Source organism: Bradyrhizobium sp. WBOS08 (assembly GCF_024585125.1).
Taxonomy (GTDB): domain Bacteria; phylum Pseudomonadota; class Alphaproteobacteria; order Rhizobiales; family Xanthobacteraceae; genus Bradyrhizobium; species Bradyrhizobium japonicum_B.
Map to the genome: position 1 here is coordinate 5,198,626 of NZ_CP028988.1, position 13,892 is coordinate 5,212,517.

The window sequence follows — 13,892 nt, forward strand, 5'->3', positions numbered from 1 at the left end:
ATTGGGCGTCATCATTTTGTGACGCTTTGAGATCATTTCTCGAAACAAAATTGCACAACAGAGAATCGTTCCACGCTCCGCCTAACCCGCGGGCCAACCTCTGTTTGTGCTCTTTTGTCGATCGCGTCCCGCCTCAAATCCATTCTCGGTATCGAGACCAAAGCCGCGCCCAGCCTCGCTGACGGCAGCGGCTTCTATTTCGATTTATTCGGCGCGACCCCGACCTTGGCCGGCGTGGCCGTCACGCCCTACAGCGCTATGACGTGCGCCCCCGTTGCGTGCGCGGTGCGATCGATCTCCGAGCCGGCCGGCTCGCTTCCCCTCCACATTTATCGCAGGCTTGTGGACGGCGGCAAAGAAAAGGCCACCGACCATCCCCTCTACTCCCTCCTCCACGACGCGCCGAACAGCTTCGCACCGGCCGCGCTGTTTCGCACCCAGCTCATGGCCGACGCGCTGTTGCAGCCGCACGGCGCCTTTGCGCTGGTCAATCGCGTTGATGGTGGCAAGGCCGCCGAACTGATCCGGCTTGATCCCAGGACCACCCCGGTTGCAGTCGACGACGGCGACGTTGAACCGACCTACAAGGTGGATGGTCGCGAGATCGCGGGCGCCGACCTGATCCATATCCCGTCCCCAGCTTACGATCAGCGTAAGGGCCTAGTCGGCGAAGGCCGCGAGGTCATCGCGCTCGCAATCGTTCTGGAACGTCATGCCGCGCGCCTGTTCGGCAACGGTGCAAGACCTTCTGGTGTTCTCAGCTTGAAGGGCACCATCACTCCCGATGCGCTTGGAAAGGCCAAGGCCGCGTGGCAGGCCGCGCACAGCGGGAGCAACTCCGGCGGCACCGCAGTCCTACCGAGCGATGCATCTTGGCAGGCGCTCACGTTCAACAGCGTCGATAGCCAATTCTTGGAGATGCGGACGTATGCCGTCGCTGAGATCGCGCGACTGTTTCGCGTCCCGCTCCACATGCTGATGCAGGTTGATCGCGCTCAGCCCCGCTCAACTGAATCGATCGGGCAGGAATTCCTTTCGCAAGCGCTGTTGCCCCGGCTCAAGGCTTTCGAGCAAGAGCTTGAATTGAAGCTGCTCACGCCGGAGGAGCGCGATCAGTATTGCATCGAATTCAACGTGGACGGCTTTGCGCGCGCCGATCTTCTCACGCGAGCGCAAGCAATGAGCACCGCCGTATCGTCGCGCGTTCTCAATCCGAACGAAGCCCGCCAGATGGGCTTTGGTCTCCCGGCTTATGAGGGGGGCGACGTGTTCGAAAACTTCAACACGTCAAGCGCCCATGCAGGCGGCAAGCTCAACAGCAACACCAACGAACAAGAGGCCGCTTGATGCTTCGCGCAATCCATCTGCATGGCAAGCTGGGCAAAGACTTCGGCGCGTTCCATCGCTTCGACGTGGCGACGGCCGCTGAAGCCTTGCGTGCGCTCAACTGTGCTTTCCCTGGTCGTTTCGTGAAGGCGATAGAACAGGGGGCCTATAAGATCGTTCGCGGCGATAAGCGGAACGGGATGCAGCTGGACCTCGATTTGGTCAACGGCTTCAATCTCGGTATCGCCGATCTGCACATCATCCCGGTCGCGAAGGGCGCGGCATCCAACACCGCGAAGGGCACCACCAAGATCGTGCTCGGTGCGGCCCTCGTCGGCGGCGCAATCTTCCTGTCCGGCGGCATGCTGGCAACGCCGCTCGCGGCCTCCGGAATTCTCAGCGGCACGACTTACGGCACCGTCGCTGCGATCGGCTTGGGTCTCGCGCTGTCCGGCGCTTCAACGCTGCTTAGCAAGCCAGCTGGCGAGCAAACCCAGCCCTCCAATGGTCTCAGCATCAGCGGCGGCAACATCGGTAATTCAGGCAGGCAAGGCGACGCAATTCCGCTGATCTACGGCGAGTGCATGGTCGGGTCGACGCCGGTATCCGTCTGGTCGGACGTGGAGGATATCGACGTCTGCGCCGACAGCGCCGGCTCGATCGAAACCGCGTTTGGAGCGGGCTGATGGCTGATCTCTCTTACACGGCATTCTTTGGCGACGGCGAGCATACGTTCAAGCTCACGCCGGCACTGATCCGCGAGCTTGAGACAAAGTGCGGCCCGATCGGCGGCATCGCCAACCGGCTGTTCGCTCGCAACTTCGCCCAATCGGATCTCACCGAAACCATTCGGCTCGCGCTGATCGGCGGCGGCACCACACCCAAGCGCGCGCATGAATTGATCGTCGCTTATGTCGACGGCCGGCCGCTCGCCGAAACATACGAACTCGCCGCGAAAATCCTGGAAAGGGCGCTGTTCGGCCACCCCAATGGAGATCAAGCAAGTGCAAGTTAATCTCACCGCCAACGGCGCTACCAACCCTGTGCCTTGGTCCGGCGGCGTCGGAACCGCCGCCGCGTGGGGCACCTTCGGAAGCGGAACGCTTTCGCTGCAAATGTCGGTCGACAACGGCGCCACGTGGATGAACGTCGACCGCAGCGGTGACAGCTACGTCACCTTTACCGCTCCCGGCAATGGCGGCTTCCAGCTTGGCCTCTGTTTGCTGCGCTTCAATCTCACCGGCGCGACCTCGCCCAACGTGTGGGTATCGCTATGAGCATGGACCGCCTTGAGATCAAGGCCACGCTCAGCGTCAGCGATGAGGGTGAAATCACCGGTATCGCGTGGCCTTTCAATGCCGGCCCGGACAGCTACGGCGATCTTATCCAGAAGGGCGCCTTCAACATCGCTGTCACCGACATGCCGATCCTTTTCAACCATGACCCCAGCGACCTCATCGGGACCTGGACGGAAGTGAAAGAGACCGACGAAGGCCTGATGGTCAAAGGCAAGCTGCACATGGACCGACCTCGCGCCCGTTCTGTGCTCGCGATGATCCGGGGCCAACTTGCCAGCGGTCTCAGCATTGGCTTCCGCACCAAGGCCGCGATCAAGCAAGGCGCCCGGCGCCTCATTACCGCGCTCGACGTCTTCGAAACGTCGATCGTGCGCAATCCCGCCCATCCTCGCGCCCGGGTGACCGGCGCGAAATCTAACGACGCGGCGCGTGCCGTGGCCGATCTCATCAAGCGATTCACGGCATCGCTGTAATCCTAGGAGCTTAGACGACCCAATGAAGACTTCGAATGCACTGGAATTCAAGGACGCCGGCGAGGCCGATGATCCGATCGCGTCCGTCGCGAAAGAGCTGGCGGAGCTGAAGGCGGCCCTCGAAACGAAGGCGGCCAACGATAACAGCAAGCTCACCGAGCGGCTGGACCGTATCGAGGCCAAGGTCAATCGGCCCGGCAGCCGCGCGGCCAACGACAATGAGCCGAAGATCGAAACCAAGGCTTTCGAGTCGTTCCTTCGCGGCGGCGCCGACAAGATGGACGACCTCGAAAAGAAGACGCTGGTCGTCAGCAATAACACCGCGATCGCACCGCCGGAATTCGGCAATGAGATTTTGAAGCTTCTGCGCCAGTTCTCGCCCATCCGGCAGTATGCGAACGTCCGCACCATCGGCGCGTCGCAGGTCAAGTATCCTCGGCGCACCGGCAGCCCGGCAGCCGTGATCGTCGGGGAAACCGACGACCGCACCGGCAGCGAACCATCCTATGAGCAGATCGGCATCACGCCGTATGAGTATGCGACCTATACGGACATCTCGAACTGGCTGCTGGAAGACAACGCCTACGGCCTGGAAGGCGAACTGCATTCGGAATTCGGCGAAGCCTTCGGCATTGGCGAGGGCACCCACTTCGTCAAGGGCAACGGCACCACTCAGCCGATGGGCCTGCTAACCGCGGCGGGTATCACCACCGTCATCACTGGTAACGCCTCCAACTTCCCGTCGTCGACGCCGGCCGACGTGCTGATCGGCATGTTCCACAAGCTTCCGGGCGTGCATGCCCAGAACGGCGTATGGCTCATGAACCGCAACACGCTGGGCACCATCCGCACCTGGAAAGACGGCATGGGCCGTTATCTCGTGCTCGATCCGATCTCGGAAGGCGCCCCGACGACGTTGCTGGGTCGCCCGATCGTTGAGGCGGTCGATATGCCCGACATCGCGGCCAATGCCTTCCCGGTCATGTTCGGTGACCTCAAGGGTTACCGCATCGTCGATCGCGTCGGCATTTCGATCCTTCGCGACCCCTACACGCTGGCGAACAAGGGCCAAGTCCGCTTCCACGCGCGCAAGCGTGTCGGCGCGGACGTGACCCATCCCGATCGCTTCGTGAAGCTCAAGGTCTCCGCGACCTAAGGAAAAGAACATGCGGCTCGCAGCGAATACTTTCAGCCTCCAGCTTGGCGACAGGTCGTTTGATCTGAAGCCGTCGCTGCGGGCCGCATTCATCCTTTACGAACGTTATGACGGCTTCCACAATCTTTCGCGGCAACTTGCCGACGGAAGCCTGACAGCCGCCCTCGACATCATCAGCGCGACCATCGTCAATGCCAAGGCTTGGGGCGAATACGCGCTACCAACTAACGGCGCCGTGATACGCGACCTCTTGGCCGCAACCGGCGATCTGATCGACTTCGTCATGCTGCTCGCCGGCGCCGACGACAAAGCCAGCGACAAGCCGCAGACCGGCGAGCCGATTCCATTCGATGACTACTTTACCCAGCTTTTCCAGATCGGCACCGGCTGGCTTGGTTGGACGCCCGATGGCACCTGGGAAGCAACGGCTTCCGAGATCATCAACGCCCAGAGGGGCCGTATGGACTTGCTCAGGGCCCTATTCGGCAGCAAGGAACAGACCGCCGAACCTTCCGACCTGGGAAGCATCAAGGCCGATCTCAACGCCATCGGTGATCTTACCGTCCATTCATTGGGGGCCCGCTGATGGCCTGGAAACCGCGCCGCGTATGTCGCTGCGGCAAGATCATTGCGGCAACTGACCTTTGTGAATGCCAGATCAGGGCTAAGGCAGAAGCTGACCAGCGCAGGCCCAATGCCAACGATCGCGGCTATGACAGCAAGTGGCGCCGCGAGAGCAAGGCCTTCCTCGCCCTTCCTCAGAACCGCTTCTGTGCGTGCGGCTGCGGTCGCATTGCCGATTGCGTCGACCACAAGATTCCCCATCGCGGCGACATGAAGCTTTTTTGGTCGCGCGCCAATTGGCAACCGCTCGCCAGCTCGCCTTGCCATGCCAGCCGCAAACAACGCCTCGAAAGGTCAAAGTAGTCCCATGCGCCTAATCGAATTCAAAGGTGAAGCTAGGCCCTTGTTTGACTGGGCTCGCCGCACCGGCATTAGCTCAGACACTCTCGCCAAGCGGCTCAGCATGGGCTGGACTGTTGAGGAGGCTTTGACCACCCCTGTAGGCAAGCAAGGCCGGAAACCCAAGCCCTCACGATCGCCCTCGCTGATCAATGCGCTGCCGACCCTTCGCGACTGGCAGCGCGACATGCACGCCGCACACCGGCAGATGACGCGCTCTGTTCGTCAGTTCGTCCGCCAGATGGAAGAGCAGATGGCTGAGCTACGCCATAGCCTCGACCAGCACTTGGCTGCGCAATGCGATGAAGCGCATCGCAACGCTGCCCGTAGCACCCGGGGGGGCACCTAAAACATCCCTAAACGATCGCCGCGACCGGTGTCCCCGGGTCGCGCAAGAGAGCGTCTAATTGGAGTTTTTCTGACCATGCCCGGCATCACCCTGGACCAAGCCAAAGCCCACTTGAACGTCACTCTCGACGCCGACGACACGCTGCTCACCGACAAGCTGGCGGCGGCAAAGGCCTGGGTTGGCGCCTATACGGCCTCGAATGTGGACGCGGACGCCACGCCGGCCCCTGTCAATGAGGCCGTGCTGCAAATGACGGCGCACCTCTATCAGAACCGGGAAGCGTCCCTGGTTGGCGTCACGGCCCAGGAATTGCCGTTTGGCTTCCTCGATTTGTTGGCCCCTTACCGCGCGTTTTGCTTCTGAAATGACCGTTTCCGATCCCTCTCTCGCCCTGCAAAAGGCCATTCGAGCACGCCTGATCGCGAGCCCGGAACTGATGGCACTGGTCCAAGCCGACCACGTAATGGACGCGAACGGGCGGCCGGAGATCATGCCCGCCGTCTACATCGGCGAGGGCCAGACCATCTTCCGGCGCTGGGATGCGACGACGCATGCCACGCTGCACGTCTGGTTTGCCGAGCCCGGCTTGGTCCAATGCAAAGAGGCCGTTTCGGCAATCGTCGCGGCGCTACGGATCGACGCCCAGGCTGACGGGGTGCTCCCGATCGACGGCTTCGCCGTGCACGACATGCAGACCACCCAAACCCGGTATATGCGCGATCCTCACGGCTCATTCAGCCATGGCGTTGTCACCGTCGCGGCCATCGTGAAGGCGAACTGATGCGCGCCGGTAGCCTCGACCGCCTCATTGAAATCCAGCGCCGCACCACCGGCCTGGACCTCTATGGCACGCCCGTAGAGACCTGGACCACGCTCGCCACCATGCGTGCGCAGCTCTTGAAGAATGCCACCGACGATCGCGAGGGCGCGCGTGGGCACGCTACCGACGCCGTGCTGACCTTCCGCATGTATTTCGCGTCGCTCGGTCTCAATGACCGGCTGCTCTATGAAAGCCGGCAGTATGAGATCACCGGCATCACCGAGATCGGCCGGCGAGTCGGGATGGACGTCACCTGCCAGCGGGTAGGCCCATGACAATTTCACAAGAGACGGCTTTCGACTTCGGCCAGCGTTTTGCCAACGCGCGCGTTCTCCTGCTTCACAATGAAGAACAGGCGGGCAGCAAGAGTGTGGAGTTCGCCCGAGAGCGCTGCCCATTCCGCAATAGGCAGGTTCGTTATGAAGGCGCCGGCATCTCTCTCCGCGTCCATGATCAAACCTATGGCTCGCGATCCCGCCCGAAGTGCGATGTCCACGAAGTCATTCCGGAGGCTCTGAACGGCGACATCACCCCACACATCTCCCCGCTGCCTCTGCAAGGTCTTCACCGAGGATTCCAGCCGTGTGACAGCCTCTCTAAGTCCGGCGATCGCCGGCACTACAAGCACCGTTTCGCGATCGAAGGGCTCCAACGCTCTTCTCACTACCTCGCAATCGGCCGCGACTTGCTGAACGGCGATCGATTCATCGTTCAGCTTGGCAGCTCGAAGGCCCAGCCGATCAATCAAGCTATGATCGTTCTGCCGCATGAGCTGGTTCAGTTGGTCCCTGATCGGCTTGAGAGTTTTGAAGGCCGCAAACAGCGCACCGCCAGCTGCGAGCAACGTGGCGGCCGCTCCAACAATCGCACCTGCGAAGCCAAGCCAATCTGTGCGGCTGCCTTCTCTCGCCACTGTGATCATAAATCCAACCCAAACCGGCAACGTAAAAAAGGAAACGCTCATCCCGGCGCAAAACGCCACTATCGCGACCGCTGCAAGATCATCCTTCCTGTCCCCCATACGGGAACTCTGCCGCGCACGTTCGCATTTGTCGAGAGGTCCTGCTGATGCGCGGCCGAAAACCTATCCTCAACCCCGACAGAAACCCGATCACCGACGCCCCAAAGGCGCCGTCCTGGTTGGGGAAGGCCGCGCGCGCTGAGTGGCGCCGCATCGCACCGCTACTGATGGACCGCCGCATCTTGGCGGAAACCGACCTTACGACCCTGGCGCATTATTGCGCTGCCACTGGCATGGTCCAAGAGCAGCAAAAGACGATCAACCGTGAGGGCTATGTCGTCACGACCGAGCGCGGCCCCCGCGCGCATCCCGCCGTCCGCATTCAAGCCGACGCCATGACCCGCGCCCGGCTTCTGGCGGCTGAGCTTGGCTTGACGCCCGTGTCCCGCAACCGCCCCGCAATCCGAACCGACCAGGAAGACGATGACAGTGCATCCGACTTGGGTGTTTGACGAAACACCCATCCCGGACCCGCACGGGCGCGGCGAACGCGCTGTAAAGTTCTTCCGGGCTTTGAAACATCCCAAATCGACCGCACCCCGACGCGCCTTCGAGCTCGCGCCGTTCTGGGAACGCATCTTGCGGCGCATCTATGGCCCTTCCGATGCCAACGGCGACCGAGAAGTGCGGACGGTCTTTATTCAGATCCCGCGCGGCGCGCGGAAGACCACCTTCGGCGCCGCGTTGAGCCTCTTGCACTCTTGCGGTCATGAAAAGGTGCCCGGCGGCGCCTGCATTCTCGCTGCGAGCGCTGAAGATCAAGCTGAGCTTGCTTTCGACGAAGCGCGTGCTTTCGTGAGGGCAACCGCGCCGCTCGCAAAGGCCACCTACGTTGTCGAATCCGAGCTCGAGCTCGAGCACATAGCGTCCGGCTCGACCTTGAAGGCCATCCCGGCGGAGGGCGACGTGCAGCAAGGAAAGACGCCGTATTTTGTCCTGATCGACGAATTGCACGTCTGGAAAAACCGCCGGCTCTGGCGCGCGCTCAAGAGCGGTCTGCTCAAGGTGCCGAACACGCTGCTAGTGATCATCACCACCGCCGGGCGCGGGCAGGATAACCTTGGCTTTGAGGAATACAGCTACGCCAAAAAGGTCGCATCGGGCGAGATCGTCAATCCGGCCTATCTGCCGATCATCTTTGAGCCGCCAGCCAAATTCGACTGGCGCGACGAAAAGGTGTGGCACGCCGTCAACCCAGGCCTAAAGTATGGCTTTCCGGACATCAAAGGCATGCGGCAAGCGGCATCGGAGGCGGCAGACAAGCCGGCCGATCGCGAGGATTTCTGTTGTTACAACCTCAATCAATGGATTGACGCCGCGTCCAGCCCGTTTGTGTCGATGGAGGTTTACGATGAAGGTAGCACGCCCGTTGACCTGGACGCGCTCGCGTCGCGCCCATGCTGGCTTGCGGTCGATCTCTCGTCGAATACCGACCTGTCAGTAGTCACGGCCGCATGGCCGGACGACGAAGGCGGCTATGACGTGCATCCCTGGTTTTTCTGTCCGTCCGCCAACCTTCGCGAGCGCGAGAACAAGACCAGTGCGCCCTATGTCCAATGGGAACACGACGGCCTGATCACGTCGACCGAAGGCAATGTGATCGACTTCGAGAAGGTCCAAGCGACTATCGAGGAGCTGTGCGACCGCTTCAACGTTCAAGAGATCGCGTTCGATCCCTACATGGCTCGCATGATGCAGGCCCGGTTGCTGGAGAAGGGCCTTCCGGTGGTCGACTTCCGGCAAGTCCCCAGCCTCATGATGCCGGCCCTGTCGGAGCTAGAAAGGGCGATCATCGCACGCCGGTTCCGGCATGGCGGGCATCCCGTGCTGAGGTTCTGTTTCGCCAATGCTGAGGTGGAGCGGAACAAGCAACAGCATGCGGTGCGCTTCCACAAATCCAAGCGATGGCTGAGCATTGACGGTGCCGTTGCAACCGCCATGGCGGTTTCGCGCGCCTCAACGGGCGAGAACAACCGCTCGCTCTACGATCTTCCTAATGCTGTTGAGCTTCTATCGTGGTGACGCATGGCCGATAACGACGACTTGGACACATACCTTCAATCGCTGCCGGACAAGATCACCGAGCATCTATCGGGCGTGCTCCGCGAACAGGCATTCCGGCTTTCGGACGCCCAACGCGAGGCGTTGCGCACCCTTGAGCAGTCGCCAGAGACGGGCGCTCTGGAGGCTTCCTGCACCGTCGCTGCCGGCGCCAATGACCTGGAATACTTCGTTGAGGCCGGCGGCGACATGACGACCAAGGAAGTCCGCGAAGGTAGCGGCGAGCCCTATGACTACGCGCTCGGTTTCGAGTTCGGGACTAGCCATCAGCCGGCGCGACCCTTCTTTTACAACACCTATGAAGCCATGCGCGACGACATGCAGCAGGCGATCGACGATGCAGTTAGCGAGGTTCTGAATGACTGACGACAAATGCGCGCGTGAAATCACATGGGCCGGCGGCACCCATACCTTCACCCTTGCCGATCGTTGGGTGCAGCGTGTGATCTCTTGGCGCGGCATCAACGGCTATTCGCCGGCCGCGTGCCTCTCTCGATTTGAGGCCGGCAGCTACACGGCCGACGACGTTGAGCGGGTGATCGAACTCGGTTTGCTGGGTGGCGGCACTTCGGAACGCGACGTTGAGGCATTGCTTGACGCCCATGTTCGCGGCAAGCCGCTCGGTCCCAACGTGATCATTGCCAGCGGCGTTCTGGCCGCGCTCCTGGTGGGGGCAGACAATGCCGGCGCCTAGTCTCCGCATTCCGGTCTCGGTCAACCTGGACCAGCTGAAGGAACAGCTGCGGCAGACGACGTCGCTCACCGGCAACGCCACGCGCCAGATCGCGAAGCAGTTCCTGGACATGAACAAAGACCTCGCCAAGGACGCAATCTTTGCGACCATGGGGCGCGGTGCAATCGATCTCGCCGGCAAGGTCGCGCTCGCGGTTGGCGCCTATAAGCTCGTGACGGCCGCGATCAGCGGCGCGCGCGAGCAGATGCAACAGATGGTCGACATCGCCGACAAGGCCCAAAACCTTGGCGTCTCGCCGGCATTTTTGCAGGCCTTCACCGCGGAAGCGCGCAAGCTCAAGGTTGAAGCCGGCGAACTCGAGTCCGCCTTGGATCACGCATTACAGGCGACCAAGGACCGCTCGCCCGTCGACATTGGCGAATGGAGCGTCGGCGAAGAAAAGATCACCGCCGTTGAAAAGGCCTTGAGCGTCTATAACGAGACGCTCGCGAAGGGCGCCGGCCAACAGCTTCAAGGCTTGGTCCTGTTCCGGGATGCTCAAACACAAGAGGACCGTATTAAGGCCGTGCTCGCGGCCATGATCCAGCTCGACCACATCGGGCAGCACGCGGCCAGCCTGGACCTGGGCGAACGCATGTTCGGCGCCCAGATCGTCGACCGCATGCGGCAGGGTAAGACCAGCGCGGAAAGCATGTTGCAAACGATCAAAGATGCGAGCGCGAACGCAGACAGCATTTTCAGCAATGCCCTGGTAACGCGCGCCAAGGAAGTCGACGACCAGCTGAAGCTTGCCCATCAACGGCTCTCGACAGCGCTGAAGCCGTCCTGGGATGACCTCGCCAGCGTCATGATGGACATCAAGGGCGCCTGGGCCGACGTGATCGGCTACATCGCCAAGGCGGTGGAGCTGTCCAACAAGCTCCCGCGCATCCCCGGCATGCCTGCCAGCTCGACCGACCTGGAGGCCAAGCGGGGCGCGCTCGCCCAGGTCAACGCCCGCCTCAACGGCACCGGAGGCGGGCTGCTCGGCAGCGTCAATCTCCCGCCGCTCTCCATTCCCGGCATCGGGCAGGTCTACGCCGGCACCACCGCCGACCTGGAGGCCCACCGCGACCGCCTGCAAAAGGAAATCGCGGCACTCACGGCCGGACAGGACCAGTCTGGCCCGGCCGTTCCCGGCCAATCTCGCGGCACCGGGCCGGCGCCGACCAAGATCAGCGCTGGCAGCGGCGTGGACAAGCTCGGCAGTGCCGCCGACGGCATTGAGAAGCGCATCGCCGCATTGCAGGCAGAGGCAGCTGCTCTGGACTTGTCTACCGCCGCACGCGAGCGCGCCAAGGTGGCCGCACAGCTCGAAACCATCGCCATGCAGGCCAATGCCGCCGCTGGGAAGGGCGAAGGCGTTGTTACGGCTCAGCAGCGCCAGCGGATCGACGAAGTCACCGAGGCCTACGGAAAGGCCACCGAGGCGATTGAAAGGGCCTCCGTTGCCCAGTCGATCCGGCGAGGCGGGCAGACGGCTTTGCTTGATCCCGAGGACGTGCAGATTGCCGAACAGCTTAGGGGCCTCTATCCCGACGTTACGACGGCGCTCAATAGCGTTGAAGCGTCGGCCATGCGGACCAATGAGGCCATGCGGTCCATCGGCAGCACCATGAGCAGCAGCCTCACGACCGGGCTCGCGGACATCCTGGACGGCACCAAATCCGTTTCAGCGGGCTTTGCCGACATGGCTAAGTCGATCGTGCGCGCCCTGGAGGAAGCGGCTATCAAGGCGCTTATCGTCGCGCCGATCATGCGAACCATGTCCGGTGGATTTGGCTTTGCGGACGGCGGCTTGGTTGGCGGCACCGCAACGGTTGCCAAGGCGTCCGGCGGCTACATCGCGGGACCAGGAACGGGCACGTCGGACAGCATCCCGGCGCGGCTCAGCAATGGTGAATTCGTGGTGCGCGCCTCCGCCGTGGCGAAGCATCGCGCGGTCTTGGAGGCGATCAACAGCGATCGCATCCCCCGGTTTGCCGATGGAGGGCTTGTCGGCGGCGTTGGGAACGGGGCCGCGCCCATGATCGCGCCGTCGAATGTGATCGCGCCGTCGATCAGCGTCACGGTCCAGGGCAGCCCCGGCATGTCGGACCAGGACCACCAGCGCACCGGGGAGAACATCGCTCGGTCCCTGGAGCATCAGGTTCGCAGCATGATCGCCAACGAACTCCGCACCCAGCGGCGCCCCGGCGGCGTGCTGCGGTAACAAGAAAAGCCCCCGGCGGAGTGACACCGGAGGCTTTCCCTGATGAGACACGCGGCGATCGGTGTCGGTAGTGCTATAGCAATCGCGTCGCGAATTTCGCGAACTTTTTTCTGTTCGAGCAACAAAAAAATGCCGCGTGATCCGAAAGCAGATCGCTATATGCCTAAGTTGATGAGACCCTGTTGCGCCCCGCGCGGCAGTATAGCGGCCTTGAAAGAACGGTGTGGCGGAACATGACGCCACCTATGAGCCAGCCGCAGGCGCACGGATATCGGATCAAGCGCTCCCCTGTATAGGACGCCTTGGTAGGGTTGCACCGGACAATCGTCAGATTGTCGAACGCGCCAAAAAGATGAAGGCCCTGCCTTGCGGCATCCTTCTCCAACCCTCTGTTGATGGACATCTGGCAGACGGTTGGGCGCCCGGCTACGGCCGGGTAACCGCGTGATCGCTTGCGATCGAGATGCGGAGCTTATGGCGAGGTCACGGACGCCGCCTCGCTGCATTGGTCATCACCAACGCTACGCTCTAGATTAACCTTCGATGGAATGAACCTCGAACCTCTCTCCTTCGGGGCAAGCACTTGGGCTGTTGCTCCTGCTTGTCTCTGGAGGGAGAAAGTTTCCCTTGGAATGGGATCGCTCTAAAGACTATTGTTGCGCGAAAACATAATGCTGCAATTTCATCAACCGGTGGGAAACTGTTCTATGGCCGAAGCGCGCGTCACCTTCACCGACGAGGCTGAGTTTGCGGAGAGCATCACACTGCGTCTGCGAACAAACTACGCAATCGTGCACTTAATGGCTGCCGCGCGGTTCTCTCGAAGAGTTGGCGTTATCCAATCTGAACACCTGAACGACGGTTTCGGCGATTGGTGGGACGAGATGCTTCACAACGCAGTCGCGTGCTTGTTGCTGACTGCTGCTTGTCTCGAATCTTATGCAAACGAGCTTTTTGCCGATCGCGAAACCGTCTTTGCAGGCATAGCACCGCATGTGATCGACAAGGTCTGGGACCTTTCGGAGAGGGGCTCCCCGCTCGACAAGCTTGATACGGCGGTGGAGCTTCTGCAAAAGCCGGGCTTCGATAAGAAGGCGGACTTATACAAGGCAGTGTTGGCGGTTGTGCGCCTTAGAAACGCACTAACTCACTTCAAGCCTGAGTGGTCGGACGAGGTCGACAAGCATAAAAAGCTCTCCGACGCCTTGAAGGGCCTGTTTCAGTATGACGACCGCCATTTCCAAAACGAAGGCATCTTTCCACGAGCCTGGGCCGGTCATGGCTGCACCGCTTGGGCTGTGAACACAGTCATAGCGTTCCTGAAGCAGTTCGAAAGTCAGGCGGGGCTTTCCACGAGGACGAACTGGGATGCATTCGCGGTTCGTCTCGAATCTTGAGGGTCAGCGATCGTTTACATCAAAATAAAAGCAGCCATCTTGACAGACCGGTAGGCCGCCCGTTTGCCGGGTCAGTAGTAACT

The 13,892-nt window shown here is 61.6% G+C and carries 19 protein-coding genes; 18 read left to right on the forward strand and 1 reads right to left on the reverse strand.

Annotated features, from left to right (window positions below; all coding sequences use genetic code 11):
• The first annotated feature begins 114 nt into the window (after positions 1 to 114).
• The 12 genes from DCM80_RS24265 (at position 115) to DCM80_RS24320 (ending at position 6,660) form a co-directional block, all read left to right on the forward strand.
• The gene (locus tag DCM80_RS24265) at positions 115 to 1,347 is read left to right on the forward strand and encodes a phage portal protein (RefSeq protein ID WP_257194056.1); all 1,233 of its coding nucleotides are present in this window, start codon (positions 115 to 117) and stop codon (positions 1,345 to 1,347) included.
• Entirely contained in the window at positions 1,347 to 2,012 is a 666-nt protein-coding gene (locus DCM80_RS24270; protein WP_257194057.1) for a hypothetical protein, read from the forward strand. The genes DCM80_RS24265 and DCM80_RS24270 overlap by 1 nt, the downstream gene beginning before the upstream one ends.
• Positions 2,012 to 2,341 carry a gene transfer agent family protein gene (locus DCM80_RS24275; protein WP_257194058.1) on the forward strand — a complete coding sequence of 110 codons (330 nt, stop codon included), beginning with the start codon at positions 2,012 to 2,014 and terminating at the stop codon, positions 2,339 to 2,341. Before DCM80_RS24270 ends, DCM80_RS24275 begins: the two co-directional genes overlap by 1 nt.
• Complete coding sequence (locus DCM80_RS24280; protein WP_257194059.1) at positions 2,316 to 2,603, forward strand: hypothetical protein; 288 nt, start codon at positions 2,316 to 2,318, stop codon at positions 2,601 to 2,603. The genes DCM80_RS24275 and DCM80_RS24280 overlap by 26 nt, the downstream gene beginning before the upstream one ends.
• Entirely contained in the window at positions 2,600 to 3,097 is a 498-nt protein-coding gene (locus DCM80_RS24285; protein ID WP_257194060.1) for an HK97 family phage prohead protease, read from the forward strand. Before DCM80_RS24280 ends, DCM80_RS24285 begins: the two co-directional genes overlap by 4 nt.
• On the forward strand, positions 3,054 to 4,253 hold the full coding sequence (locus DCM80_RS24290; protein WP_257194061.1) for a phage major capsid protein: 1,200 nt from the start codon (positions 3,054 to 3,056) through the stop codon (positions 4,251 to 4,253). Before DCM80_RS24285 ends, DCM80_RS24290 begins: the two co-directional genes overlap by 44 nt.
• Positions 4,254 to 4,263: 10 nt before the next feature.
• Positions 4,264 to 4,839, forward strand: coding sequence for a hypothetical protein (locus DCM80_RS24295; protein WP_257194062.1), 576 nt, complete (start codon positions 4,264 to 4,266; stop codon positions 4,837 to 4,839).
• Positions 4,839 to 5,180 carry an HNH endonuclease gene (locus DCM80_RS24300; protein ID WP_257194063.1) on the forward strand — a complete coding sequence of 114 codons (342 nt, stop codon included), beginning with the start codon at positions 4,839 to 4,841 and terminating at the stop codon, positions 5,178 to 5,180. Before DCM80_RS24295 ends, DCM80_RS24300 begins: the two co-directional genes overlap by 1 nt.
• A gap of 4 nt (positions 5,181 to 5,184) precedes the next feature.
• Positions 5,185 to 5,565: a hypothetical protein gene (locus DCM80_RS24305; protein WP_257194064.1), complete on the forward strand. Its 381-nt coding sequence runs from the start codon at positions 5,185 to 5,187 to the stop codon at positions 5,563 to 5,565.
• A gap of 75 nt (positions 5,566 to 5,640) precedes the next feature.
• Entirely contained in the window at positions 5,641 to 5,928 is a 288-nt protein-coding gene (locus DCM80_RS24310; RefSeq protein ID WP_257194065.1) for a head-tail connector protein, read from the forward strand.
• A 1-nt stretch (position 5,929) separates the two neighbouring features.
• Positions 5,930 to 6,346, forward strand: coding sequence for a DUF3168 domain-containing protein (locus DCM80_RS24315; protein ID WP_257194066.1), 417 nt, complete (start codon positions 5,930 to 5,932; stop codon positions 6,344 to 6,346).
• Positions 6,346 to 6,660, forward strand: coding sequence for a head-tail adaptor protein (locus DCM80_RS24320; protein ID WP_257194067.1), 315 nt, complete (start codon positions 6,346 to 6,348; stop codon positions 6,658 to 6,660). The genes DCM80_RS24315 and DCM80_RS24320 overlap by 1 nt, the downstream gene beginning before the upstream one ends.
• Before the next feature lie 5 nt (positions 6,661 to 6,665).
• Here DCM80_RS24320 and DCM80_RS24325 read toward each other — a convergent pair whose 3' ends face one another.
• Entirely contained in the window at positions 6,666 to 7,406 is a 741-nt protein-coding gene (locus tag DCM80_RS24325; protein WP_257194068.1) for a hypothetical protein, read from the reverse strand.
• A gap of 47 nt (positions 7,407 to 7,453) precedes the next feature.
• On the opposite strand from DCM80_RS24325, the gene DCM80_RS24330 reads away from it, so the two are divergent.
• The 6 genes from DCM80_RS24330 to DCM80_RS24355 all read left to right on the forward strand — a co-directional run bounded on the left by DCM80_RS24330 (position 7,454) and on the right by DCM80_RS24355 (position 13,809).
• Positions 7,454 to 7,858 carry a phage terminase small subunit P27 family gene (locus tag DCM80_RS24330; protein WP_257194069.1) on the forward strand — a complete coding sequence of 135 codons (405 nt, stop codon included), beginning with the start codon at positions 7,454 to 7,456 and terminating at the stop codon, positions 7,856 to 7,858.
• Positions 7,830 to 9,428: a terminase large subunit gene (locus DCM80_RS24335; RefSeq protein ID WP_257194070.1), complete on the forward strand. Its 1,599-nt coding sequence runs from the start codon at positions 7,830 to 7,832 to the stop codon at positions 9,426 to 9,428. The genes DCM80_RS24330 and DCM80_RS24335 overlap by 29 nt, the downstream gene beginning before the upstream one ends.
• Positions 9,429 to 9,431: 3 nt before the next feature.
• Positions 9,432 to 9,833, forward strand: a complete 402-nt coding sequence (locus DCM80_RS24340; protein ID WP_257194071.1) for a hypothetical protein — start codon at positions 9,432 to 9,434, stop codon at positions 9,831 to 9,833.
• A complete protein-coding gene (locus tag DCM80_RS24345) occupies positions 9,826 to 10,161 on the forward strand; it encodes a gene transfer agent family protein (RefSeq protein WP_257194072.1) in 336 nt (111 codons plus the stop codon). Before DCM80_RS24340 ends, DCM80_RS24345 begins: the two co-directional genes overlap by 8 nt.
• Positions 10,148 to 12,412, forward strand: a complete 2,265-nt coding sequence (locus DCM80_RS24350; RefSeq protein WP_257194073.1) for a hypothetical protein — start codon at positions 10,148 to 10,150, stop codon at positions 12,410 to 12,412. The genes DCM80_RS24345 and DCM80_RS24350 overlap by 14 nt, the downstream gene beginning before the upstream one ends.
• A 707-nt stretch (positions 12,413 to 13,119) precedes the next feature.
• A complete protein-coding gene (locus DCM80_RS24355; protein ID WP_257194074.1) occupies positions 13,120 to 13,809 on the forward strand; it encodes a hypothetical protein in 690 nt (229 codons plus the stop codon).
• The last annotated feature ends 83 nt before the right edge of the window (positions 13,810 to 13,892 follow it).

Bases quoted from the DNA above. Each gene is read 5' to 3' on its own strand.
- DCM80_RS24270 (WP_257194057.1), top strand. From the start codon at position 1,347: ATGCTTCGCGCAATCCATCTGCATGGCAAGCTGGGCAAAGACTTCGGC.
- DCM80_RS24275 (WP_257194058.1), top strand. From the start codon at position 2,012: ATGGCTGATCTCTCTTACACGGCATTCTTTGGCGACGGCGAGCATACG.
- DCM80_RS24280 (WP_257194059.1), top strand. From the start codon at position 2,316: ATGGAGATCAAGCAAGTGCAAGTTAATCTCACCGCCAACGGCGCTACC.
- DCM80_RS24285 (WP_257194060.1), top strand. From the start codon at position 2,600: ATGAGCATGGACCGCCTTGAGATCAAGGCCACGCTCAGCGTCAGCGAT.
- DCM80_RS24295 (WP_257194062.1), top strand. From the start codon at position 4,264: ATGCGGCTCGCAGCGAATACTTTCAGCCTCCAGCTTGGCGACAGGTCG.
- DCM80_RS24300 (WP_257194063.1), top strand. From the start codon at position 4,839: ATGGCCTGGAAACCGCGCCGCGTATGTCGCTGCGGCAAGATCATTGCG.
- DCM80_RS24305 (WP_257194064.1), top strand. From the start codon at position 5,185: ATGCGCCTAATCGAATTCAAAGGTGAAGCTAGGCCCTTGTTTGACTGG.
- DCM80_RS24310 (WP_257194065.1), top strand. From the start codon at position 5,641: ATGCCCGGCATCACCCTGGACCAAGCCAAAGCCCACTTGAACGTCACT.
- DCM80_RS24315 (WP_257194066.1), top strand. From the start codon at position 5,930: ATGACCGTTTCCGATCCCTCTCTCGCCCTGCAAAAGGCCATTCGAGCA.
- DCM80_RS24320 (WP_257194067.1), top strand. From the start codon at position 6,346: ATGCGCGCCGGTAGCCTCGACCGCCTCATTGAAATCCAGCGCCGCACC.
- DCM80_RS24325 (WP_257194068.1), bottom strand. From the start codon at position 7,406: ATGGGGGACAGGAAGGATGATCTTGCAGCGGTCGCGATAGTGGCGTTT.
- DCM80_RS24330 (WP_257194069.1), top strand. From the start codon at position 7,454: ATGCGCGGCCGAAAACCTATCCTCAACCCCGACAGAAACCCGATCACC.
- DCM80_RS24335 (WP_257194070.1), top strand. From the start codon at position 7,830: ATGACAGTGCATCCGACTTGGGTGTTTGACGAAACACCCATCCCGGAC.
- DCM80_RS24340 (WP_257194071.1), top strand. From the start codon at position 9,432: ATGGCCGATAACGACGACTTGGACACATACCTTCAATCGCTGCCGGAC.
- DCM80_RS24345 (WP_257194072.1), top strand. From the start codon at position 9,826: ATGACTGACGACAAATGCGCGCGTGAAATCACATGGGCCGGCGGCACC.
- DCM80_RS24350 (WP_257194073.1), top strand. From the start codon at position 10,148: ATGCCGGCGCCTAGTCTCCGCATTCCGGTCTCGGTCAACCTGGACCAG.
- DCM80_RS24355 (WP_257194074.1), top strand. From the start codon at position 13,120: ATGGCCGAAGCGCGCGTCACCTTCACCGACGAGGCTGAGTTTGCGGAG.